The sequence below is a fragment of the Oerskovia gallyi genome, assembly GCF_014836745.1.
GTDB lineage: Bacteria > Actinomycetota > Actinomycetes > Actinomycetales > Cellulomonadaceae > Oerskovia > Oerskovia paurometabola.
Map to the genome: position 1 here is coordinate 1 of NZ_JACSQE010000015.1, position 22,598 is coordinate 22,598.

Sequence of the window (22,598 nt, forward strand, 5' to 3'; positions counted from 1 at the left end):
CAGCGCCAACAATGGCGACACGCAACGGACGAGAGCTGCTCACAGGAAAGAACGCCTTCCGGTCGAGGAGGGGAGGTGCGGTCCACGCCGGGGTCGGCAGCCGCACGCTTCGACGGTACGTCCTCAACCACGGTTGAGGTCAAGGTGCACGGTGGAGGCGGCGGGGAAGCCCCTGGACTGTCAGGGCTCGTAGCCCTCGACGAAGCCTCGGATCTCCTTGCGCAGCACGTCCTCGCCCAAGGGCTGCCGGGTCGACGTCGCGATCGTGAACCCGTAGCCCTCGATCGGACCGTTCGTCCAGGAGAAGTCGTACACCCCCGGGTCGTGGGGCCTGTCGACGACCGTGAAGACCTGACCGTCGACCGTCATGTGCCACACCTGAGGGGCCCTCCGAGGTGTGGCGCTGACCCGGCTCTGCAGCCGCTCGATCCGCGGTCTCAGGAGCGCGTCCATCGCCGCCGGGTCCTCCCACGTCTCGACGCTCACGAGCATCCGGTGCGGGCCGAGGTCCCGGTGCCACGCGCCGCCCACGGGAACGAGCTCGACGTCGTAGACCACCGGGACGTCCGGGACGCCCGGGTCGCCGATCGGCTCCGGGACGTAACCAGGGGGAAGATCGGCCTCCGAGAAGAAGTAGTTCGGTCGCACCATCTGCTCGGCCCACGACCGGGCCTCGTCCACGAGGGCGTCGACCACCGTCGCCAGCCTCTCCGACGCGGGCCTGACGTCGCGCCCGGTGGGCACCTCGGTCAACCGGTCCCACCACGCGCGCCACCCGTCCGCGAGCGCCGCGGCCTCGTCGCCCGGCAGGGCCTCGACGGCGAGGCGGGGGACCAGCGCCGGGACGTCGTCAGCCACGGGCAGCGCCAGACGGTCGCGGACGAACAGGGCCACCGTGAAGCCGGTGCCGCGCCCCACGTTGATGTTCCGCAGGTCCTGTCGTTCGTGCGTCATCGCTCACCTCGTCGTCGGGCCCGGCAGGAGTGCTGGCCGGACCGCCCATGCTAGGCCGTCATCGACTCGCCGACCTGGCCTCGGGGGCGAGGTGCGGTCGCCTGCGGCTTTTGGCTTCGCCCCCGCCGCGCGTGTGCCCCGCAGATGACCTCCCGGCATCCCCGATGACCTCGCGCCGAGGCCCCGATGAACGCCTCGGGAACGTTCGGGGAACGGAGCCGCTGAGGCCACTTCTCGGACACTTCGCCCTCCTAGGGTGACGGCGTCCACCCGCTCGTGACTGGAGCCCCACCCCATGACCTCCGTGTCAGCCCCCGTGCGCCCCGCGCCACCCGCACGCCCTCGGACGATCCCCGGGCGGGCCCCGACGGCCCGGTCCCGCTTCACGCGCCCCACCCCGCGCGCCCTGCGCACCTGGCTCGCGTTCCTGCTGCTCGCGGGGCCCAACGTGGTCCTGCTGCTCGTGTTCGTCTACCGCCCGCTGCTGCAGAGCTTCTACTACTCGACCCTGCAGTGGAACATGGGCTCCCCCACGGCCCGCTCGGTCGGACTCGGCAACTACGTCGAGTGGTTCCAGGACCCGACGACGGCCGACGTCATGGTCACGACGGGCGTCTTCACGGTCGCGACCGTGGGCGGCTCGCTGGTCCTGGGACTCGGCCTGGCCCTGCTGCTGAACCGGCGCCTCAAGGGTCGCGGGCTCGCGCGGACCGTCGCGTTCGCTCCCTACGTCCTGTCGGGCGTCGCGGTCGGCATGCTGTGGCTGTTCATCTTCGACCCCCGCTACGGCCTGCTCTCGGCGGGCCTGCGCGCGATCGGGCTCGAGTCCCCCGACTGGTACACGACCTCGCCCTGGGCGCTCGTCATGATCATCGTCGTCTACCTGTGGAAGAACGTCGGGTACGTCGCCCTGATCTTCCTGGCCGGTCTCCAGGCTGTCCCGCAGGAGCTCAAGCAGGCCGCCGCCCTCGACGGAGCGTCCTCGGCCCGCACGTTCCGTTCGATCGTCCTGCCGCTGCTCGCGCCCACGACCTTCTTCCTCACGGTCACGACGCTGCTGAGCTCGCTCCAGTCGTTCGACATCATCCAGGCCATGACCAAGGGCGGCCCCCTGGGCTCGACCACGACCCTCATGTACCAGATCTACGAGGAGGGCTTCGTGACCGGCCGCGCCGGCTACGCGTCGGCCGTCGCGACGATCCTCTTCCTCCTGCTGCTGGTCGTCACGGTCGTCCAGCTGCGCTTCGTCGAGAAGAAGGTGCACTACGCATGAGCGTCCAGAACCCGGTCCGGGACGTCCCCACCACCGCACCTCGCACGACCTCGGGCGCGCCCAGCGCTCAGCACCCCGGGTCACCCGTGGACGCACCACCGGCCCCCGGCGGTGCGAGCCACCGCCCGAGCGGCGCCCGGGCGCCGGAGCGCACGCGCCGTCGTCGGCCTCTGCACCTGGGCTCGTACGCGACCCTGCTGGTCGCGACCGTCGTCATGGCGCTGCCGCTCGTGTGGATGGTGCTCGCGAGCTTCAAGCGCCCTGACGAGCTGTACTCGATCCCGCTCCAGTGGCTCCCGCAGAACCTCGACCTCGCGAACTACGTCCAGACGACGCAGAGCATCCCCGTCGGGCAGCTCTTCCTCAACAGCGTGGGCCTGACGGTCGTCGGCTCGACGCTCAAGCTGCTGCTGGGCCTGTGCTGCGCGTACGCGCTCGTGTTCCTGGACTTCCCGTTCAAGCGCGCGGTGTTCGTCCTGGTCCTGTTCACGCTGCTCATCCCGCAGCAGATCACGATCATCCCCAACTACACGTTCGTCGCCCAGCTCGGGTGGCTCAACACCTACCAGGGCATCCTCGTCCCGGGCCTGGCGAGCGCGTTCGGGACCTTCCTGTTCCGCCAGCACTTCCTGTCGCTGCCGATCTCGATCCTCGAGGCCGCCGAGCTCGACGGCGCGGGCCACTGGCGCAAGCTGTGGCGGTTCGTCGTGCCGCTGTCCTACCCCACGATCGCGGCCGTCGCGCTCGTGTCCGTCGTCGCCGAGTGGAACGACTACCTGTGGCCGTTCCTCGTGACCGACGACGCCGAGAAGATGACGCTCCCCGTGGGACTCACGCTCCTGCAGAGCGTCGACGGCATGAACAACTGGGGCGTCCTCATGGCCGCGACCGTGCTCGTGACCCTCCCGATCCTCGTCGTCTTCCTGCTCCTCCAGCGCCGGCTCGTCGCCGGGCTCACCGCCGGAGCCGTGACCGGCTGACGTGCCGGTCTCCCCCTGTCCCCCGGCACCTGCCGGATCGCTGTTCCCCACCCCAAGGAGCATCACGTGAACCAGCCCCTGCCCGCCCAGTGGACCCCGTCTCGACGCGACGTGCTGCGCCTCGGCGGCCTCGGCGCCCTCGCCCTCTCCCTCGCCGCGTGCGCGGGACCCACCGTCGGCGGCGGCACGTCCGCCCCGTCCGCCTCCGCAGGCACCGACTGGACCACGATCACGCCCGCCTCGCAGATCACGTGGTGGAGCAACCACCCCGGCGCCTCCAAGGCCATCGAGGAGGAGCTGATCCGCCGCTTCAACACGAAGCACCCCGACATCGCGGTCAAGCTCGTGACCGCGGGCGCCGGGTACGACGAGGTCGCGCAGCGCTTCCAGGCCGCGTCGTCGTCGAACAACCTCCCCGACCTCGTCATCGCGAGCGACGTGTGGTGGTTCCGCTACTACCTCAACGGCCAGGTCATGCCGCTCGACGACGTGTTCGCGCACCTCGACGTCGACGTCACCGACTACAACCCGACGCTGTACGGCGACTACGCGTACGACACCCGGCACTGGGCGGTGCCGTACGCGCGCTCGACGCCGCTCTTCTACTACAACAAGACCATGTGGGCCGCAGCCGGCCTGCCCGACCGCGGGCCCGCGACGTGGGCAGAGCTCGCCGAGTGGGCCCCCGCGCTGCGCGCCCAGGTCCCGGCCGACGGCGCCCCGCTGGGCCTCGCGACCGGCACCTCGTGGGCCGCGTGGTGGTTCGAGAACATGCTGTGGGGCCAGGGTGGGCAGTACAGCGACGAGTTCACCGTCACGCTCGACACCCCGCAGGCCCTGGCCGCGGGCGACTTCCTGCACGACCTGTTCCACGGGTCCAAGGTCGCGGGCGTCGGGACCGACGCCGGGGCCGACTTCGCCGCCGGCATCTTCGCCTCGACCATCGGGTCCACGGGCAGCCTCACGGGGCTCCTCGACGCCGCGTCGTTCGAGCTCGGCACGGCCTACCTGCCCGACGGCCCGAGCGGCTCCGGGACGCCCACGGGCGGCACGGGTCTGGCCATCCCGGCCTCGCGCACGCCCGAGCAGCAGCTCGCCGCCGCGATGTTCCTCGCCTTCATCACGGACCCGGAGAACACCGCATACTTCTCCCAGAACACCGGGTACATGCCGGTGCGTACGTCCGCGGTCGAGGGAGAGACCATGAGCAGCATCTACGCGGCCACGCCGCAGTTCCGCACGGCGGTCGACCAGCTCGCCGAGAAGTCCCGCTCGCAGGACTGGGTCCGGGTCTTCGTGCCTGGTGGCGACCAGATCCTCACCGACGGGATCGAGCAGATCGTCCTCAAGGGCACGCCCGCCGCCGAGGCGTTCGCGTCGATCACGCCGCGCCTCGAGAAGGCGTACCAGGAGAACGTGGAGCCGTACCTGTGACGGGCGCGTTCCGGGTCGTCGCGCACCGGGGGAACTCGTCGGTGGCCCCGCAGAACACGCTCGCGGCGTTCGAGGCCGCGTGGCGCGCGGGCGCGGACAGCATCGAGCTCGACGTGCAGCTCACCGCGGACGGCGAGGTGGTCGTGATCCACGACGACACCCTCGACGCCACGACCGACGCGACCGGTCGCGTCGACGCGCTCCCGCTCGCGGAGGTCCGCGCCGTGGACGCGGGTTCGTGGTTCGCCCCCGCCTACGCCGGGCAGCGCGTCCCGACGTTCACGGAGCTCGTGGACTTCCTCGTGACGCACCCGGGCATCGACCTCCTGCTGGAGATCAAGGGCGACTGGGGGCCCGACGCCGTCCGCAGGGTCACGGAGCCCGTCCTACGCGCCGGGCTCGCCGACCGCGTGATCGGGCAGAGCTTCTGGACCTCGACGGTCGCGGCCCTGGCGAAGGTGGCCCCGGACCTGCGCCGCGGGCTGCTGATCGGCGAGCTGTCCGACGACCTGCTCGCGACGTGCGCCGACCTGGGCGTCATGACGTGCAACCCGGCGGGGCACCTGCTCGTCGAGCGGCCCGGTCTGGTCGACGAGCTGCACGCGGCGGGGCTCGAGGTCATGGTGTGGACCTTGAACGAGCCCGCGCAGTGGACCCTGGCCCGGTTGGCCGGTGTCGACGCGGTCATCACCGACCGTCCTGACCGGCTGCGAGGGTGGCTCGCGGGACGCTGAGAAACTGCCGCCGCCGAGAAGTGAGCAGATGCCCCTGGATCCTGCGATCCGGGGGCATCTGCTCACTTCTCGGTGCGTCCGCCCATCAGCTCCGCGCGTCGACCATCCGGGCCCCCGACACGACCCCCGACACCCCGCGCCGGTCGCGCGTGAACAGGACCGAGACGACCGCCACGAAGGCGACGAGAGAACCGAGGGGCGCTGCGACGTCGGGCAGGAGACCACCACTCGGGACCTCCGCCAGGACCAGGCACACCCCCCAGAGGCCGCCCGACACGAAGCCACGCACCACGCGACGCACCGTGGTCCCACGCCCCAGGCCGTCCGCACCGACCGAGCCCTGCGCGACGTCGGCCGTCCAGCGCGGCTCGAGCCACATGGCCCGCTGCCCCCACGACGCCCCGCTCCCCAGGAAGGGCGGCACGAACAGGACCAGGACCACGGGCACGACCGAGCCGAGCACGACGTCGACCGCGCCCGCCTCGACCGGGACGTCCTGCCCCAGCGCGACGAGCGTCACCCGGTAGAACAGGACCAGCACCGTCCCGGTCACCGACACCAGGAACGCGTCGAGCAGCATCCCCAGCCACCGCCGCCACACCGTGACCGGGCGCGGCACGCCCCGCTCGGTCGCGAGGTCCGTCGAGCGCGGCATCCACCGCAGGACCACCGGCGCGATCAGCGCACCGATCAACCCGCCCAGGGTGTTCGTCAGGAGGTCGTCGACGTCGGCCAGCCGGTACGAGCACGGGATGAGGCCGAAGATCCCCGTGCCCTGCGTCGTCTCGATGAGCAGCGACGCCGCGAACGCCGACAGCACCGTGAGCGGTAGCCGCCACCCGAAGAAGCGCCGCACCAGGACGCCCCACGGGACGAAGAGCACCACGTTGAACACCGTCTGGAGCACCGCCGGGCTCCGCAGCCGAGCCGCCGCGCTCATGCCCGCGGTGTCCCGGCGGATGTCCTCGACGAACTGGAACGGGTTCAGCTGCGGCCCCGAGAACCCGTGCTGCGCGCACCACAGCGCGAGGTCGCCCGAGGGCAGCGGCAGGAGCGTGTACGCCACGAGCGCGACACCGTAGACCGCGACCGCCGCCGACCCGAGCAGGCGCAGCCAGCTCAGTCGCCCGTACCGGCGGTACTGCCAGACCACGATCGGCAGCAGGAACATCACGAAGACGACGACCCCGCCGATCACGCCCACGTACGCGGGCCAGGTCCACCTGCTCACGACGAGACCCTAACCAGGGGCGGTCGTCACGGCGCGGCGGACGCGGGTCGGGTGCGTCACGTCGGGGCTGACGGGACCATCACCGTCGGCATCAGGCGTCAGGCGTCAGGCGTCACCGTCGTGGCCGCCGTCGCCCTGCGACTCACCGCGCCCCAGGTCGCGGTCGCCCGGGCGCTCCCTGTCGCCGGGGCGCGCAGCCTCGCGGTCCCGCTCGTCGTCGTCCGGCGAGGCCGGCGCGTCGCGTTCGTCCTCGACCCGGTTCCGCTCGGCCGTCTCCTCGCGCTCGTCGATGACCTCCTGGCCCGGGCCCGCGAAGGCCTGCGCCCGCTCGACTCCCTCGGCCGTACCGCTGAAGAAGGCCGACTCGGCCGCGCCACCGGGCAGGTCCTCCGGAGCGACCTCGGCCTCGCGCCCTACCGCTACGGCTACCTCGACGGGGTCCATGACCCGCGTCTCGACGACGTCCGGTGGTGCGCTGACCGACCCGATGACCCTCGCCTTGTCACGCACCGACAGGCGCCGTGTGGCCTGGCGGGTCGAGAGCGGCGGCTGCCCCGGGATTCCTGGCCCCACGGGGATCGAGGGCGGGAGGTGGACCTCGCGCTCGGGGATCGCGGGGTGTGCCGCCGCGCCCTTCTCCTGCGTGCGACCCGGCGCGACGTCGGGCTCCTCGCTGATGCGTCCTTCCTCGACGCCCTCGAAGCGCGTGCGGGGCAACGAGTCGGCGCTCGACCGCTGGAGCCACTCGACGAGCCCCTCGCGCACGAAGCACCGCAGGTCGAACAGCGTCGGGGCGTCGCGGGCGCTCACGAGCGCTCGCACCCGGACCACGCCGTTGATCGCGTCGGTCACCTGCAGGATGCCCACGCGCTGGTCCCACAGGTCGGTGTGCGCGAGGAGCCGCTTGAGCTCGGTACGCATGGCGCCGAACGGCACCCGGAAGTCCAGGTCGAGCTCGACCGTGCCGAGCAGGTCCGCGGCCCGTCTCGTCCAGTTCTGGAAGGGCGTCGTCGTGAAGTAGGTGCACGGCATGATGAGGCGCCGGTCGTCCCACAGGTGCACCACGACGTACGTCATGGTGATCTCCTCGATCCGCCCCCACTCCCCCTCGAGCACCACGACGTCGTCGACCCGGATGCCGTCCGTGAACGCGATCTGCATGCCCGCGAACACGTTCGCGAGCGACGTCTGCGCCGCGAGGCCCGCGACGATCGAGATGACACCGGCCGACGCGAGGATGCTCGCGCCCGCGGCCCGCGCCGCGGGGAACGTCAGGAGCACCGCGGCGATCGCGCAGATCACGATGATCGCGACCGTCAGGCGTCGCACCACGATGATCTGCGTGCGGATGCGCCGGGCGTGCCGGTTGTCGACGACGTCGACCCGGAAGCGCTTGAGCGCGCTGTCCTCCAGGACGAACGCGAGCGCCCCCACCCACCACGCACCGGCGGCGATGAGCGCGACGAGCAGCGCGTGCTCGACCGCGGGCCGCCACGCGACCGACGCGTCCGTCGTGACCCGCACCGCGATCCACACCGCGACGACCATCAGCACCGCACGGTCGGGGCGGCGCAGCCGCTTCGAGATGTCCCGCGCGAGCTCGCTGCGCCGCCCGAGGCGGTTCGTGATCGCCGAGATGATCGTGCCCAGCACGAACGCGGCCACGAGCGCTCCCGCGACGGCGGCCAGGGTCAGGGCGACGTCGGTCGCGCTCTCGATCTCTTCGTCCATCCGTCCACGCTAGGTGCGCGGGGCGGGCGACGCCCGGACAGGCACCGAATGAGACGGTCCTCACAGGCCAGGGAGCACGCGCGACCGGGGCGTGACGGGCCACGCGCGCCTCAGCGCGCCAACCACGGTGCCAGACGGCGGGTCACCCACGGCAGCACCGCGTACGTCATGATCGGGGTCAGCACGAGCGTCGTCACGAGCACCCTCGGGACCACGGGCAGCTCGCCGAAGCTCGGGACCGCCCAGGACATGAGCAGCGTGAACGCGAGGTTCACCGGGAAGAACCCCAGCCAGATGCTCACCGACTGCTTCCAGCGGGCCGGCGCCCGGTCGGCGCTGATCTGCGGCTCCTCGACGCGGGCGGGCGCGTCGAACCACCCCTCGATGCCCGTCCTGCGCTCGACGCGCTGCTCCTCGACGAGCCCCTGCCCCTCCTGGAGCCACGCGACCCGCTCGGGCGAGGAGTCCCAGGCGTCGAGCGTCGCCTCGTCGGCGAAGCGGTAGAGCATGTGCCAGTCGTGCGAGTCCTTCGCGGCGCGCACCCAGCCCGACCCGAGGAAGCCCGGGTACGTGTTGGCCATGTTGACGCCGGCCTGGACCCAGCGCGTCGCGTCCGGGACCAGGTCAGGGTGGATGCGGCGGTGGATGGAGACGGTGACGGGTCGGTCCGGGGATCGCCCGGCCGTGCACGTGGGAGGAACGGTCATGAGGGCGAGTACACGACGCCGACGTTTCGTGGGTGTGACACCCGGCGACCGTGGGACGACACGTCCCGACAGGTGGGCGCGCTCGAGGGGTCGCCGGGCCTCGCCCGGCCCGAGCCCGCGCTACGCCGAGGCCCCGTACTGGTCGAGCAGGTGCCGCGAGACCGTCTCGATCACGCCGTACGGGATCGGTTCCGAGAGCATGAACTTGAGCGTCCCCTTGGAGGCCCGGTAGGGGGCGACGAGCCGCTCGAAGTCCTCGTCGCCGTCGGGCACGGGGTACAGGCTCACGTGGTGCTTCCACCCCGCGAAGTACACGATGACCCGACCCCGCGCCGTCACGGCCGGGATCTGGTAGCTGATCTTCTCGCCGGCGTCGGGCACGACCCGGTGGATCGTGCGGCGCATCTCCTGCAGGACCGCCTGGGTCTCGGGCGGGAACGAGCCGATGTAGTCGTCGACGGTCGCGAACGTCCCGGTCATGCCGACCTCCCCGTGCTGGGGGCCCCGCGGGCTGCGGGAGTCCTTCCCCTACTGTCTCGCGCGAGCGGGTGAAGGGCCTGCGGGAGCGTCACCCTCGGTGGGACGTGGCGTCACCCTCGGCTGTTCCGGACGTCACCTCCAGGGGGCACGGTCCGGCCCGCCCGACCATACTGGCCAGTATGATCTCCTGGGACCTGGCCCTCGCCCTGCGCGAGGCCGGGGTGCGCTGGCACCCCGAGCCCGGCGACCGCTTCCGGCTGCTGGCCACCGGCCCCACGGGCGACCTCTTCACCGTGAGCGACATGACCATCGAGCCCCACGAGTTCGACACCGGCGTGATCCTCGGCTTCAACGGCACGACCGAGTGGGCGCTCGACTCCGTGGCCCTCGAGGACGCGCTCTGGCACCCGCTCGAGCCACAGCTCCGCGCCCTGCTGGGCGGCACCTTCCGCTGGCTCCAACGATTCGTCGAGGACGACGACGTCCCCGCCTACCTCGTCGAGATCGAGCTCGGCGGGCACCCGCTCACGTTCCGCGGCTACGACCCGGCCGACGCCTACGGCGAGGCTCTCCTGCACCTGGTCGCGGCGTCGTCGGGTCCGCCCTCGGTGCGCCCCTCAGCGGCCCCCGGCCCGGCGGACGGACGCGGGGTGGCGACCTGACCGCCGAGGGCCCTCCCGCGGACGCGCCACCCGAGCAGGTGACGACGCCCGACGACGCCCCCACGGCCGACCCCCGGGACACCTCGCCGCACGCCACGGAGACCGACCCCTCCTCCGCCGAGGACTCCGACCCCGCGCCCCGGCACCGGCACCGGCTCCCCCTGCTCGCCGGGCTCCGCCACGCCCCCTCGACCTTCCGGCGCGTCCTGCAGGCGCTCGGCAACGAGGCCACCCCCGACGACGAGCCCGACGTCCCGGAGATCTCGCCCGACCTGGTCCCCCTGCTCCGCACGCTCGGACGGGCGATGCTCGACTCAGGGCAGTCGGTCAACGACGCCCAGGACGTCCTCAAGCAGGTCGCCGACCTGCACGGCGCGCACACCGTGCAGACCCTGGTGCTGCCGACGTGCGTCTTCATCCGCGTGCAGACCGCCTCCGGAGTCGTCACGGACTTCACCGACGCCGCGGGCAGCGGGCTGGACCTCGACCAGATCGGCGCGCTCTACGCGGTCATCCGCAAGCTGCGCTCCCAGACGATCGACCTCGCCGACGCGCGCACCGAGCTGCGCGCGATCCGGCGCCAGCCGGCCCGGTTCGGTGCCGTGCTCACGATCGTCGGGCACGCGATCCTGACGCTGGGCTTCGGGCTGATCCTCAACCCGACCCTGGATCTGCTGCCCGTCTTCCTGGTGCTCGGGCTCGGCGTCGGGGTGCTGCGGTGGCTCGCCGCACGCTGGCCCACGCTCAGTACGGCCCTGCCCGTCGTCGCGGCCTTCCTCGTGACGGTCCTGGCGATCCAGGTGGTGCACCCCTGGCTCGGCGACAGCCCGCTGCAGGTCCTGGTCCCGCCGCTCATCAGCTTCCTGCCAGGGTCGGTCCTGACCGTCGCGGCGATCGAGCTCACGAGCAACCAGATCGTCTCGGGTGCGAGCAGGCTCCTCTACGGGGTCGCCCAGCTGCTGCTGCTCGTGTTCGGCGTCGTGGCCGGTGCAGCGGTCGCCGGTGACCTGGTCGCCGGGCACGGCGGCGAGCGGATGGGGTGGTGGGCCCCGTGGATCGGGGTCGTGCTCGTGGGCGTCGGGCAGATGTTCTTCTCCTCCACCCCGCGCCGGAGCCTGCCCTGGGTGCTCGTGGTCCTGTTCGCGGCGTACGCGGCCCAGCTCGTGGGGTCCTACATCGCCCCGGAGATCTCCGGCTTCTTCGGCGCGCTCGTGATCGTGCCGCTCGCGACGCTCGTCGAACGGACCCGCACCGGTCCCCCGGCCATCATCACGACGCTCCCGGCCTTCTGGCTCCTGGTGCCGGGCGCCCTGAGCTTCCTGGGGCTGTCGGAGCTCGTGGCGGGGGACACGGGTTCTGTGTCCGACATCGCGAACGCCGTCGTCGCCGTCTTCGCGATCGCGTTGGGCATGCTCGTGGGTACGGCGCTGACTCGCGACGCGAGACGCGTCGGTCGTACCTTCTTCACCGAATAGGCCCGGACCCGGCACACCATCGCCAGCGGATCCTTGCTCGACAAGGCCAGACCGCTCACAAACGTAGTTGAAGATGGAACGAGTTGGCAGGCACCGAGGACCGTCCTCGCATCCCATCTGCCGGCGCACGCGGCTCCCACGTCATCCGGACGCGCCGCGACTCAGGCTGCTGAGGCTCCAAGAACGACTCCCGTCACCGCGACGGCACGGTACGGCGTCGAGCTCCCGCTCGACAGCCGCAGTGCGCACGCGGTCCCGGCCTCGGCCCGACGAACGGAACATCCGAACACCGTGACAACTGCACCGCTCAGCTTCGCCGCGCCTGCAGGGCGCCGCCCGCTCCCGGGCGCCGACGACCGCACGACCTCCCCCTTCGGCACCGCTCTCCTCGACACCGCTCCCCTCGGCGCAGCCGACGGGCCGGGCCTGCGCGCGAGAGGGGGCCGTTGATGGGGAAGCACTCCCAGCGTCGCTTCGCCGCGACCCTCCCCGGGCGTTCCCTGCGCCGCCGCTCCCCCTTCGCGATCGCGGCAGCCCTCGCCACGGTCGCCGTGACCACCACGGCAGGTGCGGCCAGCATGACCACGTCTCCCGACGGCTCCCAGGCCGCGACCGCATCGGCGTCCGCACCGGTCACGAGTGCCGCCGGACCCGTCGCGACGACCCCCGAGGAGAAGTCGGCGCTCGACGCGGCCAGCACCCAGCTCGTCCGCGCCGAGTACCTGGCGAGCGAGGGCACGTCCTCCTTGACACCCGAGCAGCTCGCCCAGGTCACTGCGACCCGCGACCAGCTCCGCCAGCTCCTGGACGTCACGCGCACGTCCGAGACGGCGGCGCGTGGGACGACCACGATCGGGTCGGCGACCGACCCCACGCTCGCCGCGAGCACCGCCCTCGAGACGGGCGCGGCTCTCGACACGAGCGCGTCCCTGGACGACGCCACGACCCTCGCCGCCGGCACCGCCGACGGGACGAGCGCCGACGAGACCCTCGACGGCCGCGACACGTTCCGCGCGAGCCGTGCCGGAGCCGACGGTCGCGAGCCCCTCACGACCGACGGCACGGCCGAGGCCCCTGAGGCCTCGACCGACACCGCGACCACCTCCCCGGAGGAGGCGGCGCAGACGACGACGGACCAGGCGACCACCGGTGCGGTGACCGCCGGCACCACGGCCGACCCGGTGATCGACCATGCGCAGGTCGCGCCGACGACCACGGAGATCGGGGCTGCGACCGAGGCGCTGCGCACGGTGCTCGACGCCGCTGCCGTCGCGGTCTCGGTCCAGCCGGCACCGACGGCCGAGGAGATCGCGGCCCAGCAGGCTGCGGAGGAGGCCGCCCAGCGTGCCGCGATGGCGGCACAGCTCGCGGCCTGGGCGAACAGCACCGCTGGCTACTCGAACGGCACCATCCCCGAGAGCCTCCTGTGCTCGCCGAGCTTCGCGCCCGGCCAGCTCGTGCGCTGCGACGCGGCCTACCAGCTCGAGCAGCTCAACGTGGCCTACCGGGCGGCGTTCGGCACCGACATCTCGGTGACGTCGTCCTACCGCTCGTTCGGCTCGCAGGTCGCGGTCAAGGCGTCGAAGGGCTACCTCGCGGCGGCCCCGGGGACGTCGAACCACGGCATGGCGCAGGCGCTCGACCTCGGCGGCGGCATCAGCAGCTTCGGCAGCGCCCAGTACGCCTGGATGCGCGCGAACGCCCCGGCCTACGGCTGGGACAACCCCGAGTGGGCACGCCAGGGCGGCTCCAAGCCCGAGGCGTGGCACTGGGAGTACGGCACCACGTACTGACCTGGGTCTGCCACGAGCACGACGGCCGCCGTTCCGCGAGGAACGGCGGCCGTCGTCGTCCGCGGGACCTCGACCCAGGGGTCGGACCCAGGCGTCAGCCCCAGGTGGCGGCGATGAGCAGCATCGTCACGAGGAACCCTGTCACCAGGTTGAGCCAGAGGAAGCGACGCCAGCCCGCGTTCGCCCGCTCGCAGTCGTCGTCGCGCACCGTCCAGAAGGACGCCACGTTGACGAGGTAGGGCAGCGGCAGGACCGCGGCGAGCCACCCCGGCCACGGGAGCAGCGCGAGCAGCCCCGCGGCCACGAGGTAGGCGGTCGCCGCGACGACGACCGTCCGGTGCGCCCCGATCACGGTCGCGACCGAGCCGATCCCGCCCTCCCGGTCGGCCCGCACGTCCTGCACCGCGCCGAACGCGTGCGACGCGGCCCCCCACAGCACGAACGCCACGAGCACGGGCCACACGGTCCGTGCTCCGAGGTCCGTCCCGACGAGCACGAGCGCGTAGAGCAGGGGCCCCACGAAGTGCATGGCCGAGGTGAACGAGTCGAGGAACGGACGCTCCTTGAAGCGCAGCACGGGCGCCGAGTAGGCCACGACGAGGAAGACCACGACGGCGAGCGTCAGGTTCGCGGCGACGTCGCCCTGGAGGAGCAACCATGCGAGGAACGGCGCGTTCGCGACGACGCACGCCCACAGGATGCGCCGGTGGGTGGTCCGTGCGGTCGCGGGGTCCGCGAGCGCTCCCTCGATCCCGCCCTTGCGCGGGTTGCGCAGGTCGGACGCGTAGTCGAACACGTCGTTGATCCCGTACATCAGCAGGTTGTAGGGGATCAGGAAGTAGAGCGTCCCGACGACGAGCGTGGCGTCGACCCGTCCCCCGGTGGCGACCAGGTAGCCCGCCGCGAAGGGGTACGCGGTGTTGATCCAGGAGAACGGGCGCGAGGCGGCGACGATCTCCCGGAGCGCGACGAGCGGCCCCGGCGCAGCCCCCGGCTCGACCGCGACCCCGGTCACGACTGCCCTCCCGCGTGCCGACGGCGTCGACCGTCCCCGACCCAGGTCCATACCGCGGGCAGCAGCAGCACCGCGGCCAGCGGGTAGGCGAAGTCCTCGAGCGGCGCCCCGGCGAGGTAGATCCCGAGGATCTTGTCGGGGGCGTAGGTGTACAGCCCGACGGCGATCATGATCGTGTCGAACACCAGCGTCAGGACCACCATGACCGCTGCCGTCCACAGGAGCGGCCCCGCCCGGTGGCGCCGGAGCGTCCACACCGTGACGACCGCGACGAGCGCGATCACGACGAGGTTCAGGACGATGTTGGTCATGCGCCCGCTCCCGTCGTCGGACCGTCCGCGGCGCGCGCGGGTGCCTCGTCCGCTCTCGTGGCACCACCGTCCGTCCGCCGGGCTGCGCGCTCCCGCGCACGCAGGTCGAGGAACCGCCAGACGAGCAGGGTGTTGTAGCACAGGAGCGTGAGGAAGACGGCCTCCTCGACGGGCAGCTCGGGGGCGAGCTGGAGCCCGGTCATGTGGGGCGAGTCGCCGCGCGCGAAGATCCCGAGGGCGAGCCCCGCGACGTCCCACGCGAGGAAGAACAGCACGCCGGCCACGAGCGTGATCGCCGTCCGGGCCGGGTCGGCCCAGAACGCGAGGCGGAACCGACGGTCGAGCACGGCGAGACCGCCGAGCGAGACGAGGAGCGCAGCGAGGTACGCGAAGCCGATCACGCGCCACCGCCCCGCAGTCGCTCGGGACGGCGGCTCGCCGCGAGGTAGCCGGGGCGCAGCGGGGTCGGCAGGGGCCGGGAAGACGTCTCGCCCAGGAGCCGCTTGGCGACGAGCTCGGCGCTGATGAGGCACATCGGCAGCCCGACGCCAGGGGCCGTGCCCGCTCCCGCGTAGTAGAGGTTGGTGACCTTGCGCGAGGCGCCCGGCGGGCGGAACATCGCGCTCTGCGCGAGCGTGTGCTCCATCCCGAGGGCCGTCCCTCGCCAGGACGAGAACTCGGTCGCGAAGTGCGCGGGGCCCAGGACCCGCCGGGTCACGACCCGCCCGCGCAGGTCGTCGATCCCGGCCCAGGCGCCGACCTGGTCGAGGTACCCGTCGGCGAGCTCCTCGAGCTCGGCCTGCGACGCGGCCGAGCCACCGAGCGCCGGGTCCGCGGGGAACGGCACCAGGACGAAGAGGTTCTCGTGGCCGGGAGGCGCAGCGGGGTGGTCGATCGTCGCGTCGTCGGTCGCCGACGTCCTCGAGACGTAGAGGGAGGCGGGGGACGGGACCCGCAACGAGTCCACGGGGCTGTCGGCCGCGTCGCCCAGGACGTCGGCGAAGTTCCCCCGCCAGTCCTCGGTGAAGAAGAGCGAGTGGTGGGCCAGCTCGGGCAGCTCGCCACGGACGCCGGCGAGGATCAGCAGCGCCGAGATCCCGGGTCCGCGGTCGTCCCACGCGGGCGCGGGCAGGTCGGCGTACGCGGGGGGCACGAGCGCGGTCTGGGTGTGGTGCAGGTCGGCGGCCGACACCACGACGTCCGCAGGCACGACCTCGCCCGTGCTCAGCCGCACCCCGGTCGCGACGCCTCGTGCGCGTCGCCCGGGCCTGCCGGTCCGCGCGCGGGGCGAGGCTCCGCCGTCGGGCGTGGGAGCGTGCGGCGCGACCTCGATCCCGACGACGTCGCTCGCCGTGCGGATCGTCACGCCCTGCGAGCGGGCGATCTTCTCCATGGCCTCGATGATCGTGTACATCCCACCGCGCGGGAACCGTACGCCCTCGACCAGGTCGAGGTGGCTCATGAGCGAGTACAGCGCGGGCACCCGGTAGGGCGAGCTGCCGAGGAAGACCGCGTGGTAGCCGAGGACCTGGCGCAGGCGCGGGTCGTGCACGCGGCGTTCGACGCGGTCCGCGAGCGAGCGTCCCAGCAGGGCCGCGAGCCGCGGGAGCCGGCGCAGCACGGCGCCGTCGACGGCCCGGTCGGGACGCTCGAACGTCGTGTAGAGGAAGTGGTCCAGGGCGAGGCGGTAGGCCTCGCTCGACTCCTCGGCGTAGGCCCGCATGCGCTCGCCGTCGCCCGGCGAGAGCGCGTCGAAGCGAGCCCAGTTGACCTCCGGGTCGCGGGTGACGTCGAGGACGGTGCGAGCCGGGGGGAGGTTCGTGGCGCCGTCGGGCTGCTCGCTGGACGAGGCCCGCTCGAAGAAGACACGGTACGACGGGTCGAGCGGGACCAGGTCGAGGTGGTCCTCGGCGCGCTCGCCCAGGAGCGCGAACCAGTGCTCGAAGACCTCGGGCATGAAGTACCAGGACGGTCCGGTGTCGAACCGGAACCCGTCGAGGTCGAGCGTCCCGGCCCGCCCCCCGACCCGCTCGTGGCGTTCGAGCAGGGTCACACGGGCGCCGCCCCGGGCCAGGAGCGCGGCGGTGGCGAGGCCGCCGATCCCTCCCCCCACGACCACGACGTGCGGCATCTCGGGTGGGGCGACGTTCACAGGGCTCCTCTGGTGTCGGTGAACCTGGTCGACCGGCGGGACATGGCGTGCACGTCGCGTCGCAGCGACTCACGCGCCACGGCACGCGCCGCGACGACGATCTTGACCGGGTCCGGGACCCGCACGCGCGCCCGGAGCAGGTCCTGCGGAGCCGTCGAGGCGAGCCGTCCCAGCAGCGAGTCGTAGAGCGCCAGGGTCGCGGCGACCGCCATCCGTGCGCGACGCGGGAGGGACGGGAGCGCGGCGCGCGCGGCGTCGAGGTCGCTGCCGATCTCCGCGAGGATCGCGTCGACGTCCTCCTGCGTGAGGTCGGCCGGCGTGATCCCGGGGAAGTAGCTGCGCCCCAGCTCCTCGTGGTCGGTGCGCAGGTCGCGCAGGAAGTTGATCTTCTGGAACGCGGCGCCCAGACCCTGCGCACCGCGCAGCACGGCGGCGTCGGCGCGGACCACGGGATCCCCGGGCCGACGGTCCGCGTTGAGGAACACCGCGAGGCACATGAGCCCCACGACCTCGGCCGAGCCGTGGACGTACTGCTCGTAGCTCGCCTTGTCGTGCACCTGGACCGTGAGGTCCATGCGCATCGACGCGAAGAACGGGTCGATCTCCGGGTGCCCGATCCCGGTGCGCCGGGCAGTGCGGGCGAACGAGTGGACGACGAGGTTGGTCGAGTACCCGCTCGCGAGCGCGCGCGCCGTCTCCTCCTCGAGCCCGGTCAGCAGCGCGTCGGCGCCCTCGCCCCTGCGCGTGTCGACGACCTCGTCGGCCACGCGGACCAGGCCGTAGACCGCGTCGATGTCGCGACGCGCCACGCTCCCCAGGAGCCGGGACCCGAGCCCGAAGGACGTCGAGTACCCGGTCAGGACCGCCCGGCTCGCGCGGGCGGCGGTGCGGTCGTACAGCATCTGCGACACGTTGGCCTCCCTGGCCATGGTCTCGGACGTCGTGCTCGTCGGCATCTCAGGCGACCCTCTCCGCGAACGAGTCGGCCAGGTCGGTCAGATATCGCGCGAGAGGAGCAGGCAGCCGGGAAGCCGCCGCCCGGGCCTCGTCGAGGTGGCGGGTCACGGTCTCCCGGACCGCTCCGGGGGCTCCGGAGCGCTGCATGGCCTCCCGCACGACGTCGGCCTCCGCCTCGGTGAGGTCGGCCCGCCCCACGTACCGGTCCAGCAGCGCGACGTCCGCGGGCGTGGCCCGACGGTAGGCGCAGGCGAGGAGCAGGGTGCGCTTGCCCTCGCGCAGGTCGGAGAGCGTCGACTTCCCCGTGACCCGCGGGTCGCCGAACACCCCGAGCAGGTCGTCGACGAGCTGGAAGGCGATCCCCAGCGCGCGGCCGCAGGTCTCCAGGTCCGACCGCACAGCCCGGTCCGCGCCGGCGAGCGTGGCGCCCGACAGGAGCGGGACGACGCACGTGTAGGTCGCCGTCTTGAGCTCCGCGACGAGCAGGGGGGCGACGTCGAGGGGGGAGCGGAGCTGTCCCGACACGTCGAGCACCTCGCCCGCGACGGCCGTCTGGACCGCGCGCACGAGCTGTCGGGTGACCTCGAGCCGGACGGGCGGTGGGGCGGTCGACGTCAGCACGAGGTCGAAGGCTCCGCTGATCGCGAGGTCCCCGGCGAGGAGGGAGGCGGCCTGGACGAGCTCGTCGGCGTGGGCTGCCTCGACGCCCGTCCCCGCGAGGCGCGCACGTGTGGTGCCCGCGAGGTTGGGGCGGCCGCGACGCGACTCGTCGTGGTCGAGGAGGTCGTCGTGCACGAGCATCGCGGTGTGCAGGACCTCCTGTGCAGCGGCGACGGGCACCGCCGCCCCGAGGTCCCGGCCGCCGAGGCCGAGATAGGCCGCGAGGACCAGGCGCGGGCGGACGAGCTTTCCCCCGGTCTGGTCGGCCAGGTCCTTCCAGAGATCGACGACCCGGGGGTCGGTCGCCCGCGACGCCGCCGTGGCGAAGTACTCGGCGAGCGCGCGACGTGTGGCTGTGAGAGCGTGGTCGAGGTCGACGGCGAGCCGGACGTCCCGCGTCGACGCGGCGAGCCCGGGCTCGGTCCCGGGCCGGGGTTCGGCCCCAGCAGATGCTGCACGGACTGCGCCCGTCGACGACCGCTCGGCGACGTCGTCGATGGTCGTGCTCGTTGCGGACATGGCACACCCCTTCATCCTCAGCGTGCTGAGTAATTTTGCTCAGCATACTGAGGATCTGACGGGATGTCAGCGCCGGACGCGCAGAAGGGCCCCCTCGCGCGAGGCGAGAGAGCCCTTCCGTCACGCCGTGGTCAGACGTCGATGCGGCGCGGCCCTGCCTGCCACGCCTCCCAGGCCGACGAGATGATCTCCTCGAGCCCGTGCGACCCTCTCCACTCGAGCACCGTGTTGATGCGCTCGGGCGAGGCGACGAGCTGCGGCGGGTCGCCGGGACGGCGCGGGAAGACGTCCGGGGTGGCGTCGAGGCCCGACACCCTGCCGATCTCGTCGATGACCTCGCGGACCGAGGCCCCCACGCCCGTCCCCACGTTGAACACGTCGTAGTCCCGCTCGTCCTCGTCCAGGTAGGAGAGCGCTACGAGGTGCGCCTCGGCGAGGTCCATGACGTGCAGGTAGTCACGGATGCAGGTGCCGTCGGGCGTCGGGTAGTCGTCGCCGAAGACCCGGGGCCGCTCGCCCCGTGCCAGGCGGTCGAACACCATCGGGACGAGGTTGAGGAGCGTCTGGTCACCCAGGTCCGGCCACCCCGCACCGGCGACGTTGAAGTAGCGCAGCGCCACGAACCGCAGCCCCCACGACCGGCCGGCCGCCCGCCCGAGCCACTCTCCGACGAGCTTCGTCTCGCCGTAGGGGTTGATGGGGTCGGCGTGCAGCTTCTCCTCGACGAGCGCGACCGAGGGCATGCCGTAGGTCGCCGCCGAGGACGAGAAGACGAGACGGTCGACCCCGGCGGCCTCCATCGCGGCGACGAGGTTCGTGAACCCGCCCACGTTCTGCTGGTAGTACCAGACGGGCTTCTCGACCGACTCGCCGATCTGCTTGCGGGCCGCGAAGTGCACCACGGCGCTGACCTCGTGCTCGACCATGGTCCGGGTCAGCACGTCGACCGCCTCGGCGCTCGACACGTCGAGGTGCACGAGCGGCGCCCCCCCGACGCGCTTCTCCTGCCCGGTGCTCAGGTCGTCCACGACGACGACCTGGTCTCCTCTCTCCTGCAGCAGGCGCACCACGTGCGCACCGATGAACCCCGCTCCGCCTGTCACCAGAATCGTCATGGGAGGAGCGTAGAACGCCCGGCGAGCCACCTTCGACGACACCCTCGCCCGCGAGACGCCCGCCGGTCAGTGGTGGACCGAATCCTCGGTCGCCTGCATCGAGGGCGGCTCGATCTGGAACGTGCAGTGGTCGACGTCGAAGTGCCCGCCCAGGCACTCCTTGAGCCGTCGCAGCACCTCCGTCCCCCCTCCGCTCGCCAGGACCTCGTCCTCGACGACCACGTGTGCCGACATGACGGGTACGCCCGAGGTGATGGTCCAGGCGTGCAGGTCGTGCACGCCCACCACTCCCGGGGTGCCCTCCATGTGGGTGCGCACCTTCTCGAGGTCCACGCCGGCGGGGGTCGACTCGAGGAGCACCGCCGCGACCTCGCGCAGGAGCATGAAGGCGCGCGGCAGGATCAGCAGCCCGATCGCGACGGACGCGAGACCGTCGGCCCCCGGGAACCCGACCGCGACGAGGACGCCGGCGACGATCACCGCGACCGACCCGAGCAGGTCGCCGAGCACCTCGAGGTAGGCCCCGCGGACGTTGAGGCTCTCGGCCTGGCCCGCCGACAGCAGGCGCAGCCCGATCGCGTTCGCGACGAGACCGACGACCGCCACCCCGATCATCAGCCCGGCCTGGATCTCGGGGTCCGGCGCGCGGAACCGCGAGACGCCCTCGATGATCGCGAGCACGGCGACCGTGCCGAGGATCAGCGCGTTGGTCAGCGCGGCGAGGATCTCGGCGCGCTGCCACCCGAAGGTCCGCGTCGGGGAAGCCGGACGCGTCGCGAGCCAGCTCGCGAAGAGTGCGATCCCGATCCCGCTGGCGTCGGTCAGCATGTGCCCGGCGTCGGCGAGGAGCGCGAGCGACCCGGAGACCAGGGCGCCCACGACCTCCAGCATCATCACGCCGAGCGTGATGCACAGGACGATCACGAGCCGACGGCGGTGCGCGCCCGTCGCGGTCGACGCGCCGTGGGAGTGCGAGTGCGAGTGGCCGCTCATCGGGAACCCCTCGTGGCGTCGACGATCCGCTCGGCGTCGGCCAGGATGTGCGCGACCTCGGGGCGCGCGAGGCGGTACCAGGACGAACGACCCTCTCGGCGGGTCTCGACGAGTCCCGCGTCGCGGAGCGTCGCCAGGTGGGCGGACACGGTGGACTGCGCGAGCCCCAGCTCGCGGGTCAGGTCGACCACGCGGTGCTCGGCGACCGCGAGGAGGTGCACCACGGAGAGTCGGTGCGGCTCGGCGAGGGCGTGCAGGAGCCGCGCGACCGCGGTGTGGTCGTGCCCGACGACGGGCGGGGTGCACGGTTGCTGCGGATGCTCGGCCGCCGGCTGCTCGACGAGACCGTCGGTCGCGGTGCGCCGCGCCCGCAGGTGCGTGCGGGTGCTCGTCTCCCTTTTCATCGTCATATAACGATGTTATCGCCCTTCGGCGATGAATGCTAGGCCCATCCGAGCTCGTGCAGCCTGTCGTCGTCGATCCCGAAGTGGTGCGCGATCTCGTGGACGACCGTGACCACGACCTCCTCGACGACCTCCTCCCGCGTCTCGCAGATCGCGAGCGTGGGGTTGCGGAAGATCGTGATCCTGTCCGGGAGCGCACCCGCAGCCCACATGAGGTCGCGCTCTGTCAGCGGGACCCCCTCGTACAGCCCCAGCAGCTCGGGGTCGTCGACGGGCGCGTCGTCCTCGACCAGGACGACCACGTTGTCCATCTGCTCCGCCAGCTCCTCCGGGATCTCGTCCAGCGCATCGCGCACCGCGTCCTCGAAGTCCTCGCGCGTCATCTCCACCACGGGACCATCCTCCCCCGCCCTCCTACGGGGCACCGACAGCCGCGAGCCGCACGCGCGCACCGTTTTGCACGCCGACCTTGCTTCCCCGTATGCTGACGGAGGTCTCTCGGCGACTCGTGCCCCGCAGGCGGTGCGGGTTGTCCAGGAAACTAGGCCCCCATCGTTTAGCGGCCTAGGACGCCGCCCTTTCACGGCGGTAGCACGGGTTCGAATCCCGTTGGGGGTACTCGGAAGGATCCGATTAACGGATTCGCCCGGCAGTGAGATACGATTCTCGAGGTTCGAACGGCCCAGGCCGGGAGAAACTCACGCAAGGCCCTGTAGCGCAGTTGGTTAGCGCGCCGCCCTGTCACGGCGGAGGTCGCGGGTTCAAGTCCCGTCAGGGTCGCTCGACAGCGACTGCCCGGTCATCACGACCGGGCTTTCGTGTCAAGGCTCTGTAGCTCAGTTGGTAGAGCGTTCGACTGAAAATCGAAAGGTCACCGGATCGACGCCGGTCGGAGCCACTTCCACGAAGCCCCGCCTCGTTTCCCACGAGGCGGGGCTTCGTCGTACCCGCCGGTCCCGCCCGCTGGGCCGCCCGCTGGGCCGCCCGCTCTCTGCGCAGCACACCGGACGGACACTCG

Annotated in this window: 22 protein-coding genes and 3 tRNA genes; 10 read left to right on the plus strand and 15 right to left on the minus strand. The window is 72.3% G+C overall.

Annotated features, from left to right (window positions below):
• Nucleotides 1–180 precede the first annotated feature (180 nt).
• Complete coding sequence (locus H9640_RS16630; protein ID WP_191791900.1) at nt 181–954, minus strand: hypothetical protein; 774 nt, start codon at nt 952–954, stop codon at nt 181–183.
• A gap of 295 nt (nt 955–1,249) precedes the next feature.
• On the opposite strand from H9640_RS16630, the gene H9640_RS16635 reads away from it, so the two are divergent.
• The 4 genes from H9640_RS16635 (at nt 1,250) to H9640_RS16650 (ending at nt 5,375) form a co-directional block, all read left to right on the plus strand.
• Nucleotides 1,250–2,227: a carbohydrate ABC transporter permease gene (locus H9640_RS16635; protein WP_191791901.1), complete on the plus strand. Its 978-nt coding sequence runs from the start codon at nt 1,250–1,252 to the stop codon at nt 2,225–2,227.
• Nucleotides 2,224–3,207 (plus strand): carbohydrate ABC transporter permease, encoded by a 984-nt coding sequence (locus H9640_RS16640; protein WP_191791902.1) that lies wholly within the window; start codon nt 2,224–2,226, stop codon nt 3,205–3,207. Before H9640_RS16635 ends, H9640_RS16640 begins: the two co-directional genes overlap by 4 nt.
• A 66-nt stretch (nt 3,208–3,273) precedes the next feature.
• Nucleotides 3,274–4,641: an ABC transporter substrate-binding protein gene (locus H9640_RS16645; protein WP_318243816.1), complete on the plus strand. Its 1,368-nt coding sequence runs from the start codon at nt 3,274–3,276 to the stop codon at nt 4,639–4,641.
• Entirely contained in the window at nt 4,638–5,375 is a 738-nt protein-coding gene (locus H9640_RS16650) for a glycerophosphodiester phosphodiesterase (RefSeq protein ID WP_191791903.1), read from the plus strand. The genes H9640_RS16645 and H9640_RS16650 overlap by 4 nt, the downstream gene beginning before the upstream one ends.
• A gap of 85 nt (nt 5,376–5,460) precedes the next feature.
• Here H9640_RS16650 and H9640_RS16655 read toward each other — a convergent pair whose 3' ends face one another.
• From H9640_RS16655 to H9640_RS16670, 4 genes are all read right to left on the minus strand, one after another.
• Nucleotides 5,461–6,606 carry a VanZ family protein gene (locus H9640_RS16655; protein WP_191791904.1) on the minus strand — a complete coding sequence of 382 codons (1,146 nt, stop codon included), beginning with the start codon at nt 6,604–6,606 and terminating at the stop codon, nt 5,461–5,463.
• A 105-nt stretch (nt 6,607–6,711) separates the two neighbouring features.
• Nucleotides 6,712–8,337, minus strand: coding sequence for a mechanosensitive ion channel family protein (locus tag H9640_RS16660; RefSeq protein WP_191791905.1), 1,626 nt, complete (start codon nt 8,335–8,337; stop codon nt 6,712–6,714).
• 110 nt (nt 8,338–8,447) lie between these two features.
• Complete coding sequence (locus H9640_RS16665) at nt 8,448–9,044, minus strand: antibiotic biosynthesis monooxygenase (RefSeq protein ID WP_191791906.1); 597 nt, start codon at nt 9,042–9,044, stop codon at nt 8,448–8,450.
• A gap of 120 nt (nt 9,045–9,164) precedes the next feature.
• Nucleotides 9,165–9,524, minus strand: a complete 360-nt coding sequence (locus tag H9640_RS16670; RefSeq protein ID WP_191791907.1) for an iron chaperone — start codon at nt 9,522–9,524, stop codon at nt 9,165–9,167.
• A gap of 179 nt (nt 9,525–9,703) precedes the next feature.
• On the opposite strand from H9640_RS16670, the gene H9640_RS16675 reads away from it, so the two are divergent.
• From H9640_RS16675 to H9640_RS19325, 3 genes are all read left to right on the plus strand, one after another.
• Nucleotides 9,704–10,186: a pilus assembly protein CpaE gene (locus H9640_RS16675; protein WP_191791908.1), complete on the plus strand. Its 483-nt coding sequence runs from the start codon at nt 9,704–9,706 to the stop codon at nt 10,184–10,186.
• Between the two features lie 38 nt (nt 10,187–10,224).
• Nucleotides 10,225–11,661 (plus strand): threonine/serine exporter family protein, encoded by a 1,437-nt coding sequence (locus H9640_RS16680; protein WP_191791909.1) that lies wholly within the window; start codon nt 10,225–10,227, stop codon nt 11,659–11,661.
• A 449-nt stretch (nt 11,662–12,110) separates the two neighbouring features.
• Nucleotides 12,111–13,454, plus strand: coding sequence for a M15 family metallopeptidase (locus H9640_RS19325; RefSeq protein WP_225227380.1), 1,344 nt, complete (start codon nt 12,111–12,113; stop codon nt 13,452–13,454).
• Nucleotides 13,455–13,548: 94 nt separating this feature from the next.
• On the opposite strand, the gene H9640_RS16690 is transcribed toward H9640_RS19325, so the two are convergent.
• The 10 genes from H9640_RS16690 to H9640_RS16735 form a co-directional block, all read right to left on the minus strand.
• A complete protein-coding gene (locus H9640_RS16690; protein ID WP_307823946.1) occupies nt 13,549–14,469 on the minus strand; it encodes a prenyltransferase in 921 nt (306 codons plus the stop codon).
• Entirely contained in the window at nt 14,466–14,780 is a 315-nt protein-coding gene (locus H9640_RS16695; RefSeq protein ID WP_191791911.1) for a lycopene cyclase domain-containing protein, read from the minus strand. The genes H9640_RS16690 and H9640_RS16695 overlap by 4 nt, the downstream gene beginning before the upstream one ends.
• The gene (locus H9640_RS16700) at nt 14,777–15,181 is read right to left on the minus strand and encodes a lycopene cyclase domain-containing protein (protein WP_318243817.1); all 405 of its coding nucleotides are present in this window, start codon (nt 15,179–15,181) and stop codon (nt 14,777–14,779) included. Before H9640_RS16700 ends, H9640_RS16695 begins: the two co-directional genes overlap by 4 nt.
• Nucleotides 15,178–16,911 (minus strand): phytoene desaturase family protein, encoded by a 1,734-nt coding sequence (gene crtI, locus H9640_RS16705; RefSeq protein WP_191792002.1) that lies wholly within the window; start codon nt 16,909–16,911, stop codon nt 15,178–15,180. Before crtI ends, H9640_RS16700 begins: the two co-directional genes overlap by 4 nt.
• 17 nt (nt 16,912–16,928) lie before the next feature.
• A complete protein-coding gene (locus H9640_RS16710; RefSeq protein WP_191791912.1) occupies nt 16,929–17,888 on the minus strand; it encodes a phytoene/squalene synthase family protein in 960 nt (319 codons plus the stop codon).
• A gap of 1 nt (nt 17,889) precedes the next feature.
• On the minus strand, nt 17,890–19,068 hold the full coding sequence (locus H9640_RS16715) for a polyprenyl synthetase family protein (RefSeq protein ID WP_191791913.1): 1,179 nt from the start codon (nt 19,066–19,068) through the stop codon (nt 17,890–17,892).
• A 131-nt stretch (nt 19,069–19,199) separates the two neighbouring features.
• Nucleotides 19,200–20,183, minus strand: a complete 984-nt coding sequence (galE, locus tag H9640_RS16720; RefSeq protein WP_191791914.1) for a UDP-glucose 4-epimerase GalE — start codon at nt 20,181–20,183, stop codon at nt 19,200–19,202.
• 66 nt (nt 20,184–20,249) lie between these two features.
• Nucleotides 20,250–21,176, minus strand: a complete 927-nt coding sequence (locus H9640_RS16725) for a cation diffusion facilitator family transporter (RefSeq protein ID WP_191791915.1) — start codon at nt 21,174–21,176, stop codon at nt 20,250–20,252.
• Entirely contained in the window at nt 21,173–21,586 is a 414-nt protein-coding gene (locus tag H9640_RS16730) for an ArsR/SmtB family transcription factor (protein ID WP_225227381.1), read from the minus strand. Before H9640_RS16730 ends, H9640_RS16725 begins: the two co-directional genes overlap by 4 nt.
• A 32-nt stretch (nt 21,587–21,618) precedes the next feature.
• Nucleotides 21,619–21,963 carry a metallopeptidase family protein gene (locus H9640_RS16735; protein ID WP_191792004.1) on the minus strand — a complete coding sequence of 115 codons (345 nt, stop codon included), beginning with the start codon at nt 21,961–21,963 and terminating at the stop codon, nt 21,619–21,621.
• Between the two features lie 162 nt (nt 21,964–22,125).
• Between H9640_RS16735 and H9640_RS16740 the strand changes: the two genes are divergently transcribed.
• The 3 genes from H9640_RS16740 (at nt 22,126) to H9640_RS16750 (ending at nt 22,478) form a co-directional block, all read left to right on the plus strand.
• Nucleotides 22,126–22,198 (plus strand) — tRNA-Glu (locus H9640_RS16740).
• Between the two features lie 88 nt (nt 22,199–22,286).
• Nucleotides 22,287–22,360: transfer RNA gene (locus H9640_RS16745), tRNA-Asp, on the plus strand.
• A gap of 45 nt (nt 22,361–22,405) precedes the next feature.
• Nucleotides 22,406–22,478 (plus strand) — tRNA-Phe (locus H9640_RS16750).
• Nucleotides 22,479–22,598 lie beyond the last annotated feature (120 nt).